We start from the raw sequence: 21,757 nt of genomic DNA on the forward strand, positions 1-21,757 counted from the left end.
TATTCCAGATGCCCGACCGCGGTGGACAGGGTTTCCGGCCGAGGGTCGGTCTGCCATCCCGCCGCGCCAGGGTCCTGCTGCTCACGGTGGGCGTCCTGGTGCTGCTGTTCCTGGGGTTCGTCCTGTTCGCCGGGCTCTGGACGGACTGGCTCTGGTTCAAGTCGGTCCACTACTCCTCGGTCTTCAGCACCGAGCTGCGCACCAAGGTCGCGCTGTTCGCGGTCTTCGGACTGGTGATGGCGGTGGTCACCGGGGTGAACATCTGGGTGGCCCACCGGCTGCGTCCGCCGCTGTCGGCGATGTCGGTCGAGCAGCAGAGCCTGGACCGCTACCGGATGGGCGTGGCACCGTTCCGCAAGTTGCTGCTGATCGGCATCTCGCTGCTGGTGGGCCTGATCGCGGGCTCGGCGGCGGCCGGGCAGTGGCGGCTGTGGCTGCTGTGGACCAACGCGACCGACTTCGGGGTGAAGGACAGTCAGTTCCACCTGGACGTGGCGTTCTACGCCTTCGACCTGCCGTGGTACGAGTTCCTGCTCGGCTTCGCGTTCAGCGCGGTGGTGGTCTCGGTGCTCGCCGCGCTGCTGGTGCACTACCTGTACGGCGGCCTGCGGTTGCAGGGCGCCGGGCGCCGGGCGACGCCCGGGGCGCAGGGCCATCTCGCGGTGCTGCTCGGCCTCTTCGTGCTGTTCAAGGCGGTCGCGTACTGGCTGGACCGGTACGCGCTGGCGGTGAAGACCGGCTCGTACAAGGGCGTCCCGGGCTACACCGGGCTGCGATACGTGGACGCCAACGCCGTGCTGCCGGCCAAGACCATCCTGTTCTGCGTGGCGATCATCTGCGCGCTGCTCTTCTTCCTGACGCCGATCCGGCGGACCTGGGCTCCGGCGCTGACCGGCTTCGGCCTGATGGCGCTCTCCGCGGTGCTGATCGGCGGGCTCTACCCGGTGATCGTGCAGCAGTTCCAGGTGAAGCCGAACGAGCAGGCCAAGGAGACGCCGTACCTCAAGCAGAACATCGACGCGACCCGGCAGGCCTACGGCATCGCGGACAGCCAGTCCCAGGTGTACTCGCCGAACGGGACCGCGAACACCGCCTCGCTGCCGCAGGACAGCCAGACCATCTCGGACATCCGGCTGCTGGACCCCAACCTGGTCTCGCCGACCTTCCAGCAGATGCAGCAGCAGCGCTCCTACTACGGCTTCCCGTCCACCCTGGACGTCGACCGGTACAGCAGCGCGAGTGCCGGCCCGAACGGCACACCAGGGGTGCAGGACACCGTGATCGGGGTGCGCGAGCTCAACCCGAGCGGCGTGCAGCAGCACAACTGGATCAACGACCACTTCAAGTACACCCACGGCTACGGCGTGGTGGCGGCCAAGGGCAACCAGGTCAACGCCAACGGCCAGCCGGTCTTCACCGAGTCGGGCCTGCCCACCACCGGTGACCTGGGCGACTACCAGCAGCGGGTCTACTACGGCGAGAACACCACCACGTACTCGATCGTCGACGGCTCCAACCACGAGATCGACAACACCGCCGACGGCGGCGCGCAGACCTACCAGTACACCGGTGACAGCGGCGTCTCGCTGAACAACCCGATCACCCGGGCCGCCTACGCGGTCAAGTTCGACGAGCCGCAGATCCTCTACTCGGGGGCGATCACCACCGGCGCCAAGGTGCTCTACGACCGCACCCCGCAGGAGCGGGTGGCCAAGGTCGCGCCCTGGCTGGCGATCGACGGCGACCCGTACCCGGTGGTCCAGAACGGCCAGTTGACCTGGGTGCTGGACGGCTACACCACCTCGGACGGCTACCCGTTCTCCTCCAAGACCACGCTGGGCGACGCCACCACGGACTCGCTCAGCAGCGAGCGCGGCCAGGTGGTCGGCGACGCCGACCAGGTCAACTACATCCGCAACTCGGTCAAGGCCACCGTGGACGCGTTCACCGGCAAGGTGACGCTGTACCAGTGGGACGACAGCGACCCGGTGCTGAAGACCTGGATGAAGGCCTTCCCCGGCACGGTCGAGCCGAAGAGCGCCATCCCGGCCGCCCTGCTGCCGCATCTGCGGTACCCGCAGGACCTGTTCAAGGTCCAGCGCGACCTGCTGGGGATGTACCACATGACCGACCCGACGGCGTTCTTCAACGGGACGGACATCTGGCAGGTGCCGACCGATCCGACCAACAGCGCCAACAAGCCCCAGCCGCCGTACTACCTGACCCTGCGGATGCCGGACATGCCCGCCGCCACCTTCTCGCTGAACAGCACCTTCGTGCCCAGCGGGCGGCCCAACCTGGCGGCACTGATGTCGGTGGACTCGGATCCGGGCCCCGACTACGGCAGGATCCGGATCCTCACGGTGCCCAGCGACAGCAACACCCCCGGGCCCAGCCAGGTGCAGGCGAAGTTCAACTCGGACTCGGTGGTGGCCCCCCAGATCACCCTGCTGAAGAACGGCAGTGACGCGAACCTGGACTACGGCAACCTGCTGACCCTGCCGGTGGGCGGCGGCTTCCTCAACGTCGAGCCGGTGTACGTCAAGGGCAGCGGGTCCAACTACCCCGTGCTGCAGAAGGTGCTCGCGGTGTACGGCAACGACAACGTGGGCTTCGAGGACAACCTCGGGGCGGCGCTGACCGACGTCCTCGGCGCGGCGCCGGGGGTGACCGGGGTGGCACCGGCGGCCGGCGGGACCAGCACGGCCGGGACCACACCGCCGGCCTCGGGCGGCGGCGCGGGGGGCGGCAGCGGTGGCGCGGTCGACCCGGCGCTGAAGCAGGCGCTGGTCGCGGCGCAGAAGGCCGAGTCCGACTCGCAGAACGCGATGAAGGCGGGCGACTGGGCGGCCTACGGCACGGCGCAGAAGGCGCTGCAGGACGCGCTCGACGCGGCGGCGGCAGCGGCGCAGAAGGACGGCGGCGGGTCCGCTGGCGCGCCGTCACCGTCCGCTTCGGCGTCCGCCACACCGGCCAAGCCCTCGACGGCGGCCGCGCCGCCGCCCGCGCCGACGGGTGCCGCGCCGCCCACGCCGACGGGTGCGGCGAGCGCGACCGCCTCGCCGTAGGTGTGCTGAGCTGCGCCCTTCGCCCGCCACCCGATCCGTGGTGGGCGAAGGGGGCGCCGCAGCCGTGTTATGGTTGAGACACAACGACGCGGGGTGGAGCAGCTCGGTAGCTCGCTGGGCTCATAACCCAGAGGTCGCAGGTTCAAATCCTGTCCCCGCTACTGAAGTCGAAGGCCCGGAGGTTCTCCTCCGGGCCTTCGGCCTTTTCGTCGTTCCGGCCGGGATCCGGTGCCGCCGGCCACGGTGTTGTCGCTCGCACGACAAGTTTTTCCCCCGGACGTGTTGACGCCGCCTCTGGTCTAGTCCACCGTGGGTCCACCCCGCGGGCCGCTCCCACGGGCGAGGGGAGCGGAGGAATGGTCGCGCGGGCCGGGGCGGGTGGCGTGCTCCGCTATGAGCTGCTCGGGCCGCTGCTGGTCCGCCGGGCCGGGGTGGCCCGCGATCCGGGGCCCGCCATGCAGTGCGCGGTGCTGGCGGTGCTGCTGCTCAACGCCAACGAGCCGGTGCCCAGGGAGCAGATCACCCAGGCCGTCTGGGGTGCCCGCGCCACCGCCAACTCCACCGGTCTGGTGGCCACCTACATCTCGCGGCTGCGGCGGATCCTGGAACCGGAACGGCCGCCGAGGGCGGCGGGCACGGTGCTCACCTCGTACGGCGCGGGCTATCGACTCGCGGTCGGTCCGGGCGAGTTGGACCTGCACGAGTTCGAGTCGGCCCGGCAGCGGGCCAGAGTCCAGCGTGCGGCCGGTGAGGCGGCCCGGGCGGCCGCCACCCTGGACGAGGCGCTGGCACTGTGGCGCGGCGGCGGGCTGGACGGGCTGCCGGGACCGTTCGCCGCGCTGCACCGCACCCGGCTGGCCGAACTGCGGCTGGCCACCCTGGAGGAGCGCTTCGAGCTGGCGCTGCTGCTCGGACGCCAGCACGAGGTGGTCGCCGAACTCGGGCTGCTGGCCGCCGCCCACCCGCGGCGGGAGCGGCTGCGCGGTCTGCTGATGCTGGCGCTCTACCGGGCCGGGCGGCAGAGCGAGGCGCTGGCGGTCTTCGCGCAGACCAGGCAGGCCCTGATCGACAGCCAAGGTCTGGAGCCGGGAAAGGAGTTGGCCGACCTGCAGCGGCGGATCCTGCTCGGTGACCCGGGTCTGGAGCTGGAGCGGAGCTCGCCGGATCCGGGGGCGCGGTGGCGGGTGATCTGCCGTCCGGCCCAACTTCCGTCCGATCTGGCGGACTTCACCGGGCGGTCGGCCGAGGTGCGATCGCTCGCGCGGAGCCTGGGGGCGGGCGCGGGCAGCCGGACCGGGGCGGTGCCGGTGGCGGTGGTCAGCGGGCCGCCCGGGGTGGGCAAGACCGCCTTCGCCGTGCGGGTGGCGCACCGGCTGCGCGATCGGTTCCCGGACGGCCAGCTCTACGCCGGGCTGCACGAGGCCGACGGGCGGCCGGGCGAGGTGGGCGCGCTGCTGGGCGCGCTGCTCACCGACCTCGGGGTGGCGAGTGAGGCGCTGCCCGCCGAGCCGGAGCGGCGCGGCGCACTGTTCCGCTCGGTCACCGCCGGGCGCCGGCTGCTGCTGGTGCTGGACGACGCCCGGGACGAGGCGCAGCTGGCGGCGCTGCTGCCGGGGTCGCCCAGCTGCGCGGTGCTGGTCACCGCGCGGGGGCGGTTGGCCGGGCTGCCCGGCGGGCGGGCGGTGGTGCTGGACTGCCTCGGGGCCGGCGACGCGCGGCGGTTGTGGCGGCGACTGGCCGGGGAGCCGGGGCGGGCGGCGGGGGAGGCCGCGGTGCTGGCCGCGTGCGCCGGGCTGCCGCTGGCCCTGCGGGCGGCCGGTGGCCGGCTGCTGGCCCGGCCGGGGCGCGGACTCGGCGCGCTGGCGGCCAGGTTGGCGGACGAGGAGCACCGGCTGGCCGAGCTCAGCCCGGGGGGCGCGGGCGTGCTGCGGGCGCTGGGCTCGGCCCGGTCCCGGCTGCGCCGTGCCCCGGACGGCCCGGCGGCCGTCGCCGCGCTGCGACTGCTGGCGCCGGTGGGTCCCGGCGGCTTCGACGTGCCGACCGCCGCCGGGCTGCTCGGCCGGTCCGAACCCCGGGCCGAGTCCCTGCTCGACCTGCTGACCGAGCACGGTCTGCTGCTCGCCGCCGACGACGGCCGCTACGGGATGCACCCGCTCACCGCGCTCTTCGGCCGGTCCGCTCCCGCCGGTCGTCCCGCTCGCCGCTGAGCGGGCGTTCGATGGACGGGGGATGGAATCCGGATGGCGCCGACTAAGTCACATGGGTCACCGCAACCGCGCTGACCAGCCCTGACGTGCCGTCAATCAGGTTCGCCCGAGGCCCGCGCACGGGTGACGGGCGCTCTGCGGAGCCCGGCCGCGCGACTCCCCTTGACCGGCTATTTGGTCTAGTCCACTCTGAGTCCCGTCCGCGAGGACAGCACGCTCCCTGCCACCTGTGCCCTGCCGTCCGGGTGGGGCGCCCGGGCGCGGCCCGGTAACGCCGCGCCGTCCTGCCGATCCGAGGAGCCGCACCGTGCAACGTGCGACCAGACAGACCCAGAGAAGACCCGGCACGAGCGAGCGGCGACCGCCGGCCGCCCGCTCGACGGTGGCCGGGGTGGCGGCCTTCGCCCTGGCGGTGAGCGGCCTGGCGCTGCTCGCCGGCGGTGGCAGCGCCAGCGCCGATCCGGTGAACCTGCTGGACAACCCGGGCTTCGAGCTCGGCAACCTGACCGGCTGGAGCTGTTCGGCGAACTCCGGCGCCGTCGTCACCAGCCCTGTGCACAGCGGCAGTTACGCGCTGCAGGCCACCCCGGCCGGCAGTGACGACGCGCAGTGCGTCCAGCAGGTCTCGGTGCAGCCCGACTCCAGCTACAAGCTGAGCGGTTGGGTGCAAGGCAGCTACGTCTACCTGGGCGACAGTGGCACCGGGGGGACGGACACCTCCACCTGGAGCAGCAACTCCGCCTGGAACCAGCTCAGTACCAGCTTCACCACCGGCGCCTCGACCACCAGCGTGACCGTCTACCTGCACGGCTGGTACGGGACCGGCGCGTACGGCGCGGACGACCTGGTGCTCAGCGGTCCGGCCGGGCCGAACCCCACGCCGACCCTGACCACCACCGCGACGCCGACGCTGACGCCCACGGCGACGCCCACCTCGACGCCGACTTCGACACCCACGGCGACCTCGACTCCCACCTCCACCTCCACCCCCACGGGACCTGGCGGCGGGAACAAGCACCTGCTGACCGGCTACTGGCAGGACTTCGACAACGGGGCGACCGACCAGAAGCTCAGCGACGTCAACCCGGCCTACGACATCATCGCGGTGGCCTTCGCCAACGCGGATCCGAGCAGTCCCGGCGGCATCACCTTCAGCCTGGACAGCACGCTGTCGAGCAAGCTCGGCGGCTACACCGACGCGCAGTTCCGGGCCGACATCGCGGCGGCGCACGCGGCCGGCAAGAAGGTGGTCCTCTCGGTCGGCGGCCAGAACGGCACCATCTCGGTGAGTGACTCGACCTCCGCGACCGACTTCGCCGACAGCGCGTACTCGCTGATCCAGCAGTACGGCTTCGACGGGGTCGACATCGACCTGGAGAACGGCGTCAGCCCGACCTACATGAGTCAGGCGCTGCACGCGCTGGCAGCGAAGGTGGGCAGCGGCTTCGTGCTGACCATGGCACCGCAGACGATCGACATGCAGTCCACCGGTACGGCGTACTTCCAACTGGCGCTGGCCACCAAGGACATCCTGACCATCGTCAACACCCAGTACTACAACTCCGGTTCGATGAACGGCTGCGACGGCAACGTCTACTCCGAGGGCAGCGTCGACTTCCTCACCGCGCTCGCCTGCATCCAGCTCCAGGGCGGCCTCGCGCCGAGCCAGGTGGGTCTCGGGGTGCCGGCCTCGACCAGCGCCGCCGGCAGCGGCTACGTCTCGCCGCAGACCGTGGACAACGCGCTGGACTGCCTGGCGAACGGCACGAACTGCGGCTCCTTCAAGCCCCCCACCAGCTGGCCCGGCATCGGCGGTGCGATGACCTGGTCCACCAACTGGGATGCCAGCAACGGCAATTCCATCGCCACGACGGTCGGCGGCCACCTCCACGGCATGAGCTGACCGAGCGTCGGAGCAGAGCGCACATCTCTCACCCCCACAGCAGAGAGAAGAGAACCGCATGCGTAGAAGGAGCAGATCGACAGGGGCGGTGACCGCGGCGGCTGCCATCCTGCTGGGCGGCGCCCTGTCGGTGCTGGGCATGGCCCATGCCCAGGCCTCGCAGCCCCAGCCCGCGGCGGCCGCCCCACCGGCCGCCGCCCCCCTGGCCGCCACCCCGGCCAACACCACCGGCGCGCCCGCCACTTCGGGCGGCATCACGGTGGCCTACTACGACCAGTGGTCGGTCTACCAGAACGCGTTCTACCTGCAGAACGTGGCCGCCAGCGGTGAGGCCGGCAAACTCACCTACCTGATCTACGACTTCGAGAACATCGACCCCACCAACCTGACCTGCTTCGAGGCCGACCAGGCCGCCTCGCAGGACGAGAGCGACCCCAACGCGGGTGACGGGGCCGGCGACTCGTACGCCGACTACGGCAAGACCTTCGCCGCCGGCAACAGCGTGGACGGCAGCACCGACACCTGGAACCAGCCGATCGCGGGCAACTTCCACCAGCTCCAGGAGCTGAAGGCGAAGTACCCGAACCTCAAGATCCTGCTGAGCCTGGGTGGTTGGACGTACTCCAAGTACTTCTCCGACGCGGCGGCCACGCCGGCCTCGCGCCAGAAGCTGGTCTCGTCCTGCATCAACATGTTCATCGACGGCAACCTGCCCTCGCAGAACGGCTACGGCGGCACCGGCACCGGCAAGGGCATCTTCGACGGCTTCGACATCGACTGGGAGTACCCCGGTGGCGGCGGCCACGTGGGCAACCACTCCAGCACGGCCGACAAGCAGGACTACACCGCGCTGCTGGCCGAGTTCCGCTCGGAGTTGAACACCCAGGGCGCGGCCGACGGCAGGACCTACGCGCTCTCGGCGGCGCTGCCCTCCGGCCAGGACAAGATCCAGAACGTCCAGACCGACCAGATCGCCCAGTACCTGACCTTCGGCGACCCGATGACCTACGACATGCACGGCGGTTGGGAGCCCAACTCGACCAACCACCAGTCGCCGATCTACGACAACCCCGCCGACCCGTCCAGCCCGATCCCCCCGGGGACCAGCAAGTACTCGATCGACGAGGCGATCAAGGCCTACACGGTGGGTGATCCGCAGTACGGGATACCCGGCGGCTTCCCGGCGAACAAGCTGACCATCGGGGTGCCGTTCTACTACCGCGGCTGGACCGGCGTGCCGGCCGGCAACGACAACGGCCTCTTCCAGACCGCCACCGGGCCCGCGCCGGGCGCGCCGGACTCGGGCAACGTGGCCGGGATCCGGATGTACAAGGAGCTCTCGGGGGTGGTGGACAATCCCGCGGACACCTTCTGGGATCCGGTGGCGCAGGCCGCGTACTTCTACGACGGCACCAACTTCTGGTCCGGTGAGGACGCCCAGTCGATCCAGGCCAAGGCGGACTACCTGCACTGCAACGGGCTGGGCGGAACGATGATGTTCTCGCTCTACGACCTGGATCCGGCGGCCACCCTGTTCAACGACGTGGTGGCGGACACCGCGGGCTCCGCGAGCAGTTGCCCGGCTCCGCCGACTCCGACGCCCACCCCGACACCCACGCCCACTCCGACGCCGACTCCGACGCCCACCCCGACACCCACGCCCACTCCGACGCCGACGCCGACGCCCACGCCCACTCCGACGCCCACGCCCACTCCCACGCCCACCGGTCCGTCCGGCGGCCTGGTGGTCAACGGCGGCTTCGAGTCCGGCTCGCTCGCCCCGTGGACCTGCTCCGGCAACCTGGGTTCGGTGGTGACGAGTCCCGCGCACTCCGGCTCGCACGCCCTCGCGGGCGCCGCCAGCTCCAGTGACGACGCCCAGTGCTCGCAGACCATCACGGTCCAGCCCAACACCACCTACACCCTGTCCGGTTGGGTGCAGGGCAACTACACCTATCTCGGGGTGACCGGCTCCGGCGCGGACACCTCGACCTGGACCTCCGGCTCCGGCTGGTCCCAGCTCTCCACCAAGTTCACCACCGGCCCCTCGGTCACTTCGGTGTCCATCTGGGTGCACGGCTGGTACGGCCAAGGCACGTACTACGCGGATGACATCAGCGTGAGCTGAGACCGTGTGATCTGAGCGGCTGTGAGCTGACGGAGGCGGTGTCACCAGTAAGCGGTGGCACCGCCTCCGGTACTATGGGCGAACAAAACTCGGTACATCCCCGGCATGGCGGGGTTTGTGGGGCGCAAGTGTCGGGAAATCGACAAAGCGCTGAAGCAATCTCGCCCGCTTCGGTCCGGCTCGGCAAAATCGCTCGAGCCGGTGTACGCGAGTCTTCGGGTGATGCGACGATGGACCACATGGGGGACGGGGCACGGCAGTTGACGAGCCGTGAGTGGGAGTCGGCATGAGGCGAAGCGAGCACCGGCAGCAGGACCTCGACGCCGTGACCGGATCCGCCGTGCCCATGGCGCCCGCTGCGGACCCGCAGGACCCGGCGGCTCTGACCGCACCCGTCCCCGCGCAGCGCGGCAGCCGGCCCACCGAAGCCGGGCGGGCCTACGGCCCGGAGAGCCTGGTGCACGTCCCCGTCCCGCAGGTGGCCGGCCGCTACCCCGCGTCCGCCGACCAGGCACCGGGCTCGGCGGACGAGGCCGAGAGCGTCCTCGACGCCGCCTCCTTCGAGACCGAACTGGCCGCCCGCGAATCCGCCGCGCTGGAGACCCGGTACCGCGCCGCCGCCGACGCCGGCGACGCGGGTTCCGCCAGCCAGCTCGGCGCGCTGCTGCTGCGCCGGGGCGACCTGGACGAGGCCGAACCGTATCTGCGCAAGGCCGCCGCGGCCGGCCTGCGGGCCGCCGCCAACAACCTCGGCGTGCTGCTGCACCAGCGCGGCCACCGGGCCGAGGCCGGCGGCTGGTGGCGGCAGGCCGCGGTGGCGGGCAGCGCGCCGGCCGCGCACGCGCTGGGCCTGCACCTGCGCGACCAGGGCGACGAGGAGTCCGCCGAGTACTGGCTGCACTTCGCCGCCGAGCAGGGCCACCCGCTGGGCGCCTACGCGCTGGGCGACCTGATGGAGCATCGGCGCGACGTGCGCGCCGAACGCTGGTTCAAGACGGCCGCCGACGCGGGCCACCGCGAGGCCGCCTACCGGCTGGCCCGGATGCGGGAGGCGGCGGGGGACAAGGAGAGCGCCGAGACCTGGTACCGCACCGCCGCCGTGCGCAGCCACGCCCGGGCCGCGCTGCGCCTCGGCGTGCTGGTCGAGGAGCGCGGCGCGCGGGACGAGGCGGCCCGCTGGTACCGGCAGGCGGCGCAGAACGGCGAGCCGCGGGCGGCCTGCGCGCTGGGCTTCCTGCTGCGCGACTCCGGTGATCTGCCATCGGCCGCCGAGTGGTGGCAGGAGGCCGCCGAGGCCGGGGACGGCAATGCCGCCAACGCGCTCGGCGCGCTGCACGCGGGCCGCGGCGAGGACGGCGCCGCCGAGCGCTGGTACCGCGCCGCGCTGGAGGCCGGGGACCACAACGGCGCCTTCAACCTGGGCCTGCTCTGCGCGAGCGCGGGCCGGCAGGCGCAGGCCGAGCAGTGGTACCGCCGGGCCGCCTACGCCGGGCACCGGGAGGCCTGCAACGCGCTGGCCGTGATCCTGCTGCAGCGCGGCGACGAGTCGGGGGCCGAGCCGTGGTTCTCCCGGGCCGCCGAGGCCGGCAGTGTGGACGGCGCCTTCAACCTCGGCATCCTGCACGCGAACCGGGGCGAGCAGCAGCAGGCGCAGGAGTGGTACGCCAGGGCCGCGGCCGAGGGTCACGGCGAGGCGGCGCTGCAGCTCGCGGTGGTCAAGGAGCAGCGCGGCGACCTCGCCGCAGCGATGGAGCGCTACCGCCAGGCGGCCACCGGCGGCTCGGCCGAGGGCGCCTTCCGGCTGGCCTCGCTGCTCGACCGGCGCGGGGACGTGCCGGAGGAGGCCGAGCACTGGTACGCGATCGCGGCCGACGCCGGCCACAGCCGGGCCCAGGTGCGGATGGGCGTGCGGGCGGCCGAGCGGGGCGCGCTGGAGATCGCCGAGAGCTGGTACCGCAGGGCGGCCGAGACCGGCAGCCGCAGCGCCGCTTTCAACCTCGGCCTGCTGCTGGCCCGTCAGGAGCGGGAGGCGGAGGCGATGCTCTGGTACACCCGGGCCGCCGACGCCGGGCACGGCCGGGCCGCGCTGCGCCTGGCGCTGCTGGCGCTGCGCCGGGGTGAGCCGGTGCAGGCGGAGAACTGGTGCCGGCGGGCGACCGACTACGGTCCGCCGGAGGTGGCCGAGCGCGCGGCGCGACTGCTGGACGCGCTGCGCCCGGAACTCAGCGCCTGACCCTGCACACCTGACCGGCCGCCTCGCCGCGCGCTTGCCCGTGTGCTTGCCCGTGTGCTCGCCCGCGTGCTCGCCAATGACCATGAACATGCTCCGGGCTGAGATCTCATGTTGACTTAGACAAAGTCCAAGTTAGGATCGAGTCACACGACCGGATGACGCGAAGGTGCTCCCCATGACTGCCCAAGAAGAGCTGCGGCCGACCCTGACCACCGAGGCCGGCGCGCCCGTTGCCGACAACCAGAACACGGAGACCGCCGGCCCCGGCGGCCCCTCCCTGATCCAGGACCAGCAGCTTTTCGAGAAGCTCGCACACTTCAACCGCGAGCGGATCCCGGAGCGCGTGGTGCACGCCCGTGGCGCCGCCGCCTACGGCACCTTCACGGTGACCGCGGATGTCACGCGGTACACCCGGGCGTCGTTCCTCTCCGAGGTGGGCAGGCAGACCGAGACCTTCCTGCGGTTCTCCACCGTGGCGGGCAACCTCGGCTCCGCCGACGCGGTGCGCGACCCGCGCGGCTTCGCGCTGAAGTTCTACACCGAGGACGGCAACTACGACCTCGTCGGCAACAACACGCCGGTCTTCTTCATCCGGGACGCGCTCAAGTTCCCCGACTTCATCCACACCCAGAAGCGCGACCCGTACACCGGCTCGCAGGAGGCGGACAACGTCTGGGACTTCTGGGGCCTGTCGCCCGAGTCGACCCACCAGGTGACCTGGCTCTTCGGCGACCGGGGCATCCCGGCCTCCTACCGCCACCTCAACGGCTACGGCTCGCACACCTACCAGTGGCAGAACGAGGCCGGCGAGCACTTCTGGGTGAAGTACCACTTCAAGACCGACCAGGGGATCCGGAACCTGACCTCCGATCAGGCTGCGAAGCTCGCGGGCGAGGACCCCGACAGCCACCAGCGCGACCTGCGCGAGGCGATCGAGCGCGGTGAGTTCCCGAGCTGGACCGTGCAGGTGCAGATCATGCCGGCCGCCGACGCCGCGACCTACCGCTTCAACCCGTTCGACCTGACCAAGGTCTGGCCGCACGCGGACTACCCGCCGATCGAGATCGGCCGGCTCGAGCTGAACCGCAACCCCGACAACATCTTCGCCGAGGTCGAGCAGTCGATCTTCTCCCCGGCGCACTTCGTGCCCGGTATCGGCCCCTCGCCGGACAAGATGCTGCAGGGCCGCCTCTTCGCCTACGCGGACGCCCACCGCTACCGGGTCGGCATCAACGCCGACCACCTGCCGGTGAACCGCCCGCACGCCACCGAGGCGCGTACCAACAGCCGTGACGGACACCTCTACGACGGCCGGCACGGGCGGCAGAAGAACTACGAGCCGAACAGCTTCGGCGGACCGGTCGAGACCGGCCGTCCGCTCTGGGCGGCCACCGCGGTCAGCGGTTCGACCGGTACCCACGCGGCCCCGCTGCACGCCGAGGACGACGACTTCGTGCAGGCGGGCAACCTCTACCGGCTCTTCTCCGAGCAGGAGAAGCAGCGCCTGGTCGAGAACCTGGCCGGCTTCATCGCCAACGTCTCCGCCGACCGCGACGACATCGTCGAGCGCGCGATCGACAACTTCCGCCAGGCCGACGCCGACTACGGGCGGCGCCTGGAGGAGGCGGTGCGGGAGCTGCGCAAGCAGCGGTAGTCCGCGCCCCCATGACGGCGGGCCCCGACGATCAGCTGACTGATCGTCGGGGCCCGCATCCAGTTCGCGCGCGGGTCGGCAGCAGGCGTCAGACGCTCAGGCGGCGCAGCGCCTCGTCGTGCAGCACGCCGTTGCTGGCCACCGCGTCCGCTCCGCCCGGGCCGTCGATGCCGTCCAGGCCGGTGAACCGCCCGCCCGCCTCCTGCACCACGATGCACGGCGCGGCCATGTCCCACAGGCTCAGCTCCGGCTCGGCGGCGATGTCCACCGCGCCCTCGGCGAGCATCATGTACGACCAGAAATCGCCGTAGGCGCGGGTGCGCCAGCACGCGCGGGTCAGGTCCAGGAACGGGTCGAGCCGGCCGCGTTCCTCCCAGCCGCTCAGCGAGGAGTAGGAGAGCGAGGCGTCCTCGATCCGCGAGACGCCCGAGACGTGGATCCGCCCGGCCTTGGCCAGGCTGCGCCCGGCGTACGCGCCCAGCCCCTTGGCCGCCCACCAGCGCCGCTGCAGCGCGGGCGCCGAGACGATGCCGACCACCGGCTGCTGCTCGCCGTCCGGCCCCTCCTCGAGCAGCGCGATCAGGGTGGCCCAGACCGGCACGCCGCGGATGTAGTTCTTGGTCCCGTCGATCGGGTCGATCACCCAGCGCCGCGGCCCGGTCCCGACCAGCCCGAACTCCTCGCCCAGCACCGCGTCCCGCGGCCGGGCCCGCTGCAGCACCCCGCGGACCAGCTCCTCGGCGGCCTTGTCGGCGTCGCTGACCGGCGTCAGGTCGGGCTTGGTCTCGACCTTCAGGTCCAGCGCCCGGAAGCGCTCCAGGGTGACCGAGTCGGCCGAGTCGGCGAGTACGTGGGCGAGGCGGAGATCATCGTGGTAGTCGGCCATGGGTCGAACAGTAGCGAGCCGTCCGGTGAATCGACAGTTCGGCTCGCGTGGCGGGCGGTCAGGACCCGTCGGGCGAACGGTAGGCGGGGAAGGCGCTGGTGTCGATGCTGAAGCGGAACGGCTCGGGCAGCGGGATCTTGCGGCCGAACTCGAAGGTGAGCGCGTCGTTGTAGACGCCGTGCTCCAGGAAGCAGTGCAGGGTGCACTCACGCTTGAACGGGTCGACCACCAGGTAGAAGGGGATGCCGAACCGTCCGTAGAGGTCGACCTTGTCGATCAGGTCGATTCCCTTGGTGCTGCGGGAGAGGACTTCGGCCACCAGCGCGAGCTGGTCCCCGGGGTAGCTGCCCTCCAGGTCCACCGGGACATCGGCGGGCATCGCGAAGAAGTCGGGCTGCGGCTCGTCGGTGTAGCCGGGGTGCCTGATGGTCTGCTCGGCGGCGACCTCCCAGCCGGAGTGGAGCGCGAACTGCCGGAGCAACTCGAGCTGAATCTTCCAGTGCAGGGGCTTCCCAGATGGCGACACGATGACATTCCCGTTGATGAGTTCCACCCGGAAGCCCTCGGGAACCTCGATGCCATCGAGGATGCTGTGCGCGCGTTCGTCGACCACAGTCATCACGACCTCCTGAGAGCTGTTGGTCTCATGCTGGCACACCGCACCGACACTGCGGCCCTAATGCCCCGACCCGCTCAGTTGCAGCCCGACCACGCCCGCGATGACCAGCGAGATCGACACCAGCTTGAGCACCGAGGAGCTCTCGTTCATCCAGATCATGCCGTAGATCGCGGTGCCGGCCGCGCCGATGCCGGTCCAGACCGCGTAGGCGCTGCCGACCGGCAGGTGCTTCAGGGAGAGGGTGAGCAGGCCGAAGCTGCTCAGTGCGAAGAGGGCGAAGGCGATGGTGGGGCCGAGCCGGGTGAAGCCGTGGCTGAGCTTGAGGTTGATCGCGAAGCCGGTCTCCAGCAGGCCGGCGATGATCACCATGAGCCATGCCATCGGGTGCCTCCTCGGCGATCGGCGGACCTTCTTATGATCGCCAATCACCACGCCGCTGCCACCTCGGATCGCTCAGTCCCCCTCGTGGGCCTCCTTGCTGGACAGCAGCCGGCGCAGTGAGTAGAGCCGGGCCTGGTCGGCGTGGCCGTCCGCGACCCAGGCGTCCAGGGCGCAGTCGGGCTCGTCGTGGCTGCAGGCGCGCGGGCAGTCCACGGTGCCCGGCTCCAGGTCGGGGAAGGCGTGGATCACCCGGGACGGGTCGATGTGCGAGAGGCCGAAGGAGCGGAAGCCCGGGGTGTCGATCACCCAGCCCGGGTCCAGTGCCTTCTTGGCGCCGGGCTTGGCCCCGGGCGGCGGGGGCAGCCGCAGCGCGAGTGCCGAGACGGTGGTGTGCCGGCCGCGTCCGGTGATCGCGTTGACCTGGCCGGTGATCCGCTGGTGCTGCGGCACCAGGGCGTTGACCAGGGTGGTCTTGCCGACCCCGGAGTGGCCGATGAAGACGGTGGAGAGCCCGCGCAGCCGTTCCCGGACCGTCTCCGCGCCGGTGGTGGCCAGCTCGTCGCGGCTGGTGACCACGTACTCGATGCCGAGCGGGGCGTAGGACTCCAGCAGCGGGGCGGCCGAGGCCAGGTCGGACTTGGTGAGCACCAGCAGCGGTGTCATCCCCGCGTCGAAGGCCGCCACCAGGCAGCGGTCGATCAGCCGGGGGCGCGGCTCGGGGTCGGCCAGCGCGGTGACGATGGCCAGCTGGTCGGCGTTGGCCACCACGATGCGCTCGTACGGGTCGTCGTCGTCCGCGGTGCGCCGCAGCACCGAGGTGCGCTCCTCGACCCGGACGATCCGGGCGAGCGTGTCCGCCTCACCGGACAGGTCGCCGATCACGCCGACGATGTCGCCGACCACCACGCCCTTGCGGCCGAGCTCGCGGGACTTCATCGCGACGACCTCGCGTTCCCGCTTGGTCCCGGCGTCGACCAGGCAGGTCAGCCGGCCCCGGTCCACGGTGAGGATCATCGCCTCGGCGGCGTCCTCGTGCTTGGGCCGGATCCGGGTCCTGGGCCGGGAGCCCTTGCGGCCCGGGCGGTTGCGGATGTCGTCCTCGTCGGCGTCTTTGCCGTAGCGGCGCATGGTGCTGTACTCCCGCTCAGTCCGTCGCCGCCGTTGGTTCGAGCAACTCGGTCCACATCGCCGCGAAGTCCGGCAGGGTCTTGGCGGTGGTCGCCACGTTCTCCACCTGGATCCCGGGCACGGCCAGGCCCAGCACGGCCGCGGCGGTGGCCAGCCGGTGGTCCTCGTAGGTGTGGAAGACGCCGCCGTGCAGCTTGCGCGGGCGGATCCGCAGGCCGTCCTCGGTCTCGCTGACGTCGCCGCCCAGCTCGTTGATCTCCCTGGCCAGCGCGGCCAGCCGGTCGGTCTCGTGCAGCCGCAGGTGGGCGATGCCGTACAGGTGCGACTCGGAGTCGGCCAGCGCGGCGACCGCGGCGATCACCGGCGCGAGCTCGCCGACATCGTGCAGGTCGGCCTCGATGCCGTGGATCACCCCGGTGCCGCGGAACTCCAGCCCCGCCTCGGTGCTGTGCCGGTCGACGAACTCGCAGGAGCCGCCCATCCGGGTGTAGATCTCGCGCAGCTGGTCGCCGGGCTGGGTGGTGTGCCGGGGCCAGTCGCGGACGGTCACCCGGCCGCCGGTGACCAGCGCGGCGGCGAAGAACGGCGCGGCGTTGGACAGGTCCGGCTCGACCACCAGGTCGCGGCCCCGCAGCGCGCCGGGGGTGACCCGCCAGACGTCCTTCTCGCCGCCGTCCTCCGGCGCGTCGACCTGGACGCCGGCCAGCCGCAGCATGTCGACCGTCATCCGGATGTGCGGCAGCGAGGGGACCGGGCCGCCGATGTTGCGGACCTCCACCCCCTGGTTGTAGCGGGCGCCGGAGAGCAGCAGCGCGCTGACGAACTGGGAGGAGGCGGAGGCGTCCAGCTCGACCGTGCCGCCCTCCAGCGCGCCGGTGCCGTGCACGGTGAGCGGGAAGCCGCCGCGCCCGCCGTCCTCGATCCGGGCGCCGAGGGCGCGCAGCGAGTCGATCACGCCGTGCTGCGGGCGCTCGTAACTGCGCGGGTCGCCGTCGAAGTGCACCGGACCGTCGGCCAGCGCGGCCAGCGGCGGCAGGAAGCGCATGACCGTTCCGGCGTTGCCCACGTCCACCTGGGCCGGGCCGCTGAGCCGCCCGGCCGGGATGATCCGCCAGGCCTCGCCGCCCCCGCTGCCCCCGCAGGAGTTGTTGACCTGCTCCTCGATGCCCACGCCCAGGGCGCGCAGACCGTCCGCCATCAGCTGGGAGTCCCGGCTGCGCAGCGGTCGCCGCACCCAGCCGGGCTCGGCGGCCAGCGCGGCCAGGATCAGGGCCCGGTTGGTGACGGACTTGGAACCGGGGATGGTGACAGTCGCATCAACGGCGGTGGTCGCGACGGGGGCGGGCCACAGGGTCTCGGTCATGCGGTCAGTTTAAGGGGGGCCTGGAAAACGGCCTCGCGCCTCTTCGTTCTGTGGACAACCCATGGGCTGTGGACAACCGGGCCGGCCCAGAATCCGGCCCGGTCCCGAGCCCGGTTCGGCCGCCTGCCCGGGTCAGGCCAGCAGCTGGCTGCCGCCCGCGAGCAGGCAGGCCAGCGACACCACCAGGAAGAGCACCACCCAGAGCAGCGCGCTCACCCCGGTCAGCCGGGCCAGCTGGTCGGCGTCCGAGTCGCGGGCCCCGCCGAGCCGGCGCTTGCGCTGCAGCTCGATCACCGGCCGCACCCCGGCCAGCAGCAGGAACCAGACGCCCAGGTAGGCGAAGGTGGCCTGCAACTGGGCGCTGCCGTACCAGGAGATGGCGAAGAAGGCGCCGCCGGTGAGCACCACCGAGAGCAGCCCGAAGGCGTTCCTGATCATGATCAGCATGGCGGCGAGCAGCAGGATCGCAATCCACAGCAGCGCGGTGATCCGCCCGGTGGCCAGCAGGGTGGCGCCGCCCAGGCCCAGCAGCGAGGGGGCCGTGTAGCCGGCGGCGGCGGTGAGGATCATGCCCGGCCCGTTCGGGTGCCCGGAGGAGACGGTCAGACCCGAGGTGTCCGAGTGCAGCCGGATGCTGTCCAGCCGGCGCCCGGTCAGCAGCGCCACCAGGCCGTGCCCGCCCTCGTGCGCGATGGTCACCACGTTGCGGCTGACCCGCCACAGGGGGTGCGGGAGTATCGCCAGCAGCGCGGCTGCCGCGCAGCCGAGCACCAGCCAGTGCGGCGGGTCGGGCTGGGTGCCCAGCACCTGCTGCCAGACCCCGCTGATGCTGTGGTTCATGATCGTCCTTGCCGTGCCGGGGTGTTGGGGAAGCCAGCAGCCTCCCATGCGAGGACCGCGGGGAGGTAGCCGCCGGTTCCGGGGAGCGCCGGATCGAGCCGGTCCGACGGTGGGCCGGCGATCCGGACCGGGCCGCGCCGGGCGCCGGACGGACGTGGGAGGCTGGCGACATGTGTGGTCGATTCGCGGCGAGCACCAAGCCGGAGGACATCGTCGAACTGTTCGACGTCAGCCAGTGGGACCCGGCCGAGACCCTCGCGCCCAGCTGGAACGTGGCCCCGACCGATCCGGTCCTCGCCGTCCTGCAGCGGCCCCCCAAGGGCGGCGGCGAGCCGGTGCGCCAGTTGCGGCGGCTGCGCTGGGGCCTGGTGCCGGCCTGGTCGAAGTCGCCGGAGACCGCGGTCAAGATGATCAACGCCCGCGCCGACACCGTGCACGAGAAGCCCGCCTACCGGCAGGCCTTCGCCTCCCGCCGCTGCCTGCTCCCGGTGGACGGCTACTACGAGTGGCAGACGATCGAGAGCGCCAGTGGCGGCAAGCCGCGCAAGCAGCCCTTCTTCGTCAACCGGGTGGACGGCGCGCCGCTCGCGCTGGCCGGGCTGTACGAGTTCTGGCGCGACCGCTCCGCCCCGGCCGACCACCCGCAGGGCTGGCTGGTCACCTGCACCATCGTGACCACCGAGGCCGAGCCGCTGCTGGCGCCGGTCCACGAGCGGATGCCGCTCTTCCTGCAGCGCGAGACCTTCGCCGACTGGCTCGACCCGGGACTGGACGACGCCGAGCAGGCCCGCTCGCTGCTGGTGGCGCCGGCACCCGGGCTGCTCCGGCTGACCCCGGTCGGCTCGGCGGTCGGCAGCATCCGCAACAACCACCCGGGGCTGACCGCGCGGGCCACCCCGGAGTCCGAGGGAGCGCTCTTCTGATGGCCGACGAACAGACAGCGGTGGACACCCCCGCGGGGCCGGCGAGGATCAGCTGGCACCGGGCCGCCGGCCGGCCGCGCGCGGTGCTCGGCCTCGGGCACGGCGCGGGCGGCGGGATCGAGGCGCCGGACCTGGCGGCCCTGGCCGCCGCGCTGCCGGCGCACGGCGTCACCGTCGCGCTGGTCGAGCAGCCCTGGCGGGTGGCCGGCAGGAAGGTGGCCCCCGCGCCGAAGACGCTGGACACCGGCTGGCTGCCGGTGGCCGGACGACTGGCCGCCGAGGGCGTGCCGCTGGTGGTCGGCGGACGCAGCGCGGGCGCCCGGGTGGCCTGCCGGACCGGCGCGGCGAGCGGGGCGGTGGCGGTGCTGGCGCTCGCCTTCCCGCTGCACCCGCCGGGCAGGCCGGAGCGCTCCCGGGTCGAGGAACTGCTCGGCACCGGGCTGCCGACGCTGGTGGTGCAGGGCGAGCGGGACAGTTTCGGCACCCCGGCGGAGTTCCCGGCCGACCGGCAGCCGGTGCCGATCCCGTACGCGAACCACGGCTTCGCGCTGCCGAAGTCGGCGCCGCTCGGCGCGGCGGCGGCGCTGGAGCTGCTCTGCGCGGCGGTCGCCGACTGGCTGGCCGGGCTGCCGCTGGACTGAACGTTGTGCCGCCCGATCGATCGCCGCCGCCGGGCCGCTTCGCGGCGGCCCGGCGGCCGTACCACTGGCGCACCCGGGTGATCCGTGCTCCCGCGGGAATGCCCGGGCGACCAGGCGGGTTAACCCCTTCGTCAGTGGTGCCCAGGCGGAAAGGCGGCGCACATGGGTTCGATCGCGTGCCCTGAGCGGCCCGAGGAGCAGAGCGCGCAGAGCGCCTTCCTCCCATGGTCGGAATGGCTTGTCGCGGGCGAGAAGCCCGTGAGCCCGATATCCTCCGTTCCGGGCCGACTCACGGTGAGTGGTGCTCGATTCAGCGAGGAGGTGGGTCCGGTCGTCGCGACCGAGGACGAGCCGAACATGGACCTGGGCGGGGACGACCCGCTGGGCGGGTCCGACCTCTCGGCCGAGCCGCCCGCTGCCGCATCGTCCGCCGGCGAGCCGCCGAGCGGTGACGAGCTGGCCGAGGCGATCGGCGAGGACACCTTCCGGGTGTCGGCCGAGGAGAGCGAGCAGGCGCGCCGGGCGCGCTTCGAGCGGGACGCGCTGGGCTACCTGGACCCGATGTACTCGGCCGCGCTGCGGATGACCCGCAACCCGGCCGACGCCGAGGACCTGCTGCAGGAGGCCTTCGCCAAGGCGTACGCCTCCTTCCACCAGTTCCGGGAGGGGACCAATCTCAAGGCCTGGCTGTACCGGATCCTGACCAACACCTTCATCAACTCGTACCGCAAGAAGCAGCGGGAGCCCCAGCGCACCGCCGCCGAGGAGATCGAGGACTGGCAGCTGGCTAGGGCCGAGTCGCACATGTCGACCGGTCTGCGCTCGGCCGAGACCCAGGCGCTCGACCACCTGCCGGACAGTGACGTGAAGGACGCCCTGCAGGCGATCCCCGAGGAGTTCCGCATCGCGGTCTATCTCGCGGACGTCGAGGGCTTTGCATACAAGGAGATCGCCGACATCATGGGGACCCCCATCGGTACGGTGATGTCCCGGCTGCACCGAGGCCGCCGCCAACTGCGGGGCATGCTGGAGGACTACGCCCGCGAGCGCGGCCTGGTCCCGGCCGGCAGCGGGGCTGGGCGCGAGGCGAAAGGCACGGGCTCATGAGCTGCGGAGGTCCGCACGCCACGGACTGCGGCGAGGTGCTTGACCACCTCTACGAGTTCCTTGACAACGAGATGGCCGAGGGCGACTGCGCCAAGCTGCGCGAGCACTTCGAGGAGTGCTCGCCATGCCTGGAGAAGTACGGCCTGGAGCAGGCCATCAAGGCCCTGATCAAGCGGTCCTGCGGGTGTGATGACACTCCGTCGGATCTGCGCAGCAAGGTGCTCGCCCGGATCGACAGCATCCGGGCCGGGCAGCGCGGCGGCGAGCCGGTCCTCGAGGTGGACCCCGCCGTCCCCGGGCACGGGGACAGCGCGGTGCTGACGGCTTCCCAGGCGGCGACGCCGGCGGAGTAGCGGCTCTGCGGGCATTGGGCTGCTCGGTGGAGCGGGGTGCTCGAGTGGGGCCCGGGAGTGATCCCGGGCCCCATCGCCATGTCCGGACCGTGACGGGGCAGTTGGGCGGTCGGCTGCCGGCCCTTGCGTGATGGGGCGTCAGTTCCCTTGCCTCACTCGATCGGGTGAGTGTGTCCGCTGCTCCGGCGGGTATCGGGCGCTGACGGGTTCGGTCGCCCTGGTGGAGCCCTATCCTCCTCAGACGAGCCTGTCGGCGAGCTGGGGAGGCTGAGATCGCTGTCGATCGTGGGGGCCGCGAGCTCCCTGAGCAGACACCGGCGCGG

The 21,757-nt window shown here is 72.1% G+C and carries 16 protein-coding genes and 1 tRNA gene; 11 read left to right on the forward strand and 6 right to left on the reverse strand.

What is annotated here, in order from left to right; genetic code table 11:
- The first annotated feature begins 8 nt into the window (after positions 1-8).
- The 7 genes from OG403_RS23220 to OG403_RS23250 all read left to right on the forward strand — a co-directional run bounded on the left by OG403_RS23220 (position 9) and on the right by OG403_RS23250 (position 13,193).
- The gene (locus OG403_RS23220; protein ID WP_329567417.1) at positions 9-3,068 is read left to right on the forward strand and encodes a UPF0182 family membrane protein; all 3,060 of its coding nucleotides are present in this window, start codon (positions 9-11) and stop codon (positions 3,066-3,068) included.
- An 87-nt stretch (positions 3,069-3,155) separates the two neighbouring features.
- Positions 3,156-3,229: transfer RNA gene (locus tag OG403_RS23225), tRNA-Met, on the forward strand.
- Between the two features lie 195 nt (positions 3,230-3,424).
- The gene (locus OG403_RS23230; RefSeq protein WP_329567419.1) at positions 3,425-5,275 is read left to right on the forward strand and encodes an AfsR/SARP family transcriptional regulator; all 1,851 of its coding nucleotides are present in this window, start codon (positions 3,425-3,427) and stop codon (positions 5,273-5,275) included.
- 406 nt (positions 5,276-5,681) lie between these two features.
- On the forward strand, positions 5,682-7,178 hold the full coding sequence (locus tag OG403_RS23235; protein WP_442911085.1) for a chitinase: 1,497 nt from the start codon (positions 5,682-5,684) through the stop codon (positions 7,176-7,178).
- Positions 7,179-7,266: 88 nt separating this feature from the next.
- Positions 7,267-9,306, forward strand: a complete 2,040-nt coding sequence (locus OG403_RS23240) for a glycosyl hydrolase family 18 protein (protein WP_442910964.1) — start codon at positions 7,267-7,269, stop codon at positions 9,304-9,306.
- A gap of 286 nt (positions 9,307-9,592) precedes the next feature.
- Positions 9,593-11,539 (forward strand): tetratricopeptide repeat protein, encoded by a 1,947-nt coding sequence (locus OG403_RS23245; RefSeq protein ID WP_329567423.1) that lies wholly within the window; start codon positions 9,593-9,595, stop codon positions 11,537-11,539.
- Positions 11,540-11,714: 175 nt separating this feature from the next.
- On the forward strand, positions 11,715-13,193 hold the full coding sequence (locus OG403_RS23250) for a catalase (protein WP_329567425.1): 1,479 nt from the start codon (positions 11,715-11,717) through the stop codon (positions 13,191-13,193).
- 88 nt (positions 13,194-13,281) lie between these two features.
- On the opposite strand, the gene hisN is transcribed toward OG403_RS23250, so the two are convergent.
- The 6 genes from hisN to OG403_RS23280 all read right to left on the reverse strand — a co-directional run bounded on the left by hisN (position 13,282) and on the right by OG403_RS23280 (position 18,410).
- Positions 13,282-14,079 carry a histidinol-phosphatase gene (gene hisN / locus OG403_RS23255; RefSeq protein ID WP_329567427.1) on the reverse strand — a complete coding sequence of 266 codons (798 nt, stop codon included), beginning with the start codon at positions 14,077-14,079 and terminating at the stop codon, positions 13,282-13,284.
- 58 nt (positions 14,080-14,137) lie between these two features.
- Complete coding sequence (locus OG403_RS23260) at positions 14,138-14,698, reverse strand: Uma2 family endonuclease (protein ID WP_329567428.1); 561 nt, start codon at positions 14,696-14,698, stop codon at positions 14,138-14,140.
- 57 nt (positions 14,699-14,755) lie between these two features.
- Positions 14,756-15,079, reverse strand: coding sequence for a DMT family transporter (locus tag OG403_RS23265; RefSeq protein WP_329567430.1), 324 nt, complete (start codon positions 15,077-15,079; stop codon positions 14,756-14,758).
- Between the two features lie 72 nt (positions 15,080-15,151).
- Entirely contained in the window at positions 15,152-16,207 is a 1,056-nt protein-coding gene (gene rsgA, locus OG403_RS23270) for a ribosome small subunit-dependent GTPase A (RefSeq protein WP_329567432.1), read from the reverse strand.
- A 16-nt stretch (positions 16,208-16,223) separates the two neighbouring features.
- The gene (gene aroA, locus OG403_RS23275; RefSeq protein WP_329567434.1) at positions 16,224-17,570 is read right to left on the reverse strand and encodes a 3-phosphoshikimate 1-carboxyvinyltransferase; all 1,347 of its coding nucleotides are present in this window, start codon (positions 17,568-17,570) and stop codon (positions 16,224-16,226) included.
- A 132-nt stretch (positions 17,571-17,702) separates the two neighbouring features.
- Positions 17,703-18,410 carry a M50 family metallopeptidase gene (locus tag OG403_RS23280; RefSeq protein ID WP_329567436.1) on the reverse strand — a complete coding sequence of 236 codons (708 nt, stop codon included), beginning with the start codon at positions 18,408-18,410 and terminating at the stop codon, positions 17,703-17,705.
- 170 nt (positions 18,411-18,580) lie between these two features.
- Between OG403_RS23280 and OG403_RS23285 the strand changes: the two genes are divergently transcribed.
- The 4 genes from OG403_RS23285 to rsrA all read left to right on the forward strand — a co-directional run bounded on the left by OG403_RS23285 (position 18,581) and on the right by rsrA (position 21,434).
- Positions 18,581-19,333 (forward strand): SOS response-associated peptidase, encoded by a 753-nt coding sequence (locus tag OG403_RS23285; protein WP_329567438.1) that lies wholly within the window; start codon positions 18,581-18,583, stop codon positions 19,331-19,333.
- Complete coding sequence (locus OG403_RS23290) at positions 19,333-19,974, forward strand: alpha/beta hydrolase family protein (RefSeq protein WP_329567440.1); 642 nt, start codon at positions 19,333-19,335, stop codon at positions 19,972-19,974. The genes OG403_RS23285 and OG403_RS23290 overlap by 1 nt, the downstream gene beginning before the upstream one ends.
- A gap of 162 nt (positions 19,975-20,136) precedes the next feature.
- Positions 20,137-21,081, forward strand: a complete 945-nt coding sequence (locus tag OG403_RS23295) for a sigma-70 family RNA polymerase sigma factor (protein ID WP_442910965.1) — start codon at positions 20,137-20,139, stop codon at positions 21,079-21,081.
- Entirely contained in the window at positions 21,078-21,434 is a 357-nt protein-coding gene (gene rsrA / locus OG403_RS23300; protein ID WP_329567444.1) for a mycothiol system anti-sigma-R factor, read from the forward strand. Before OG403_RS23295 ends, rsrA begins: the two co-directional genes overlap by 4 nt.
- The last annotated feature ends 323 nt before the right edge of the window (positions 21,435-21,757 follow it).

The organism is Kitasatospora sp. NBC_01266, from assembly GCF_036242395.1.
Classification (GTDB): Bacteria; Actinomycetota; Actinomycetes; order Streptomycetales; family Streptomycetaceae; genus Kitasatospora.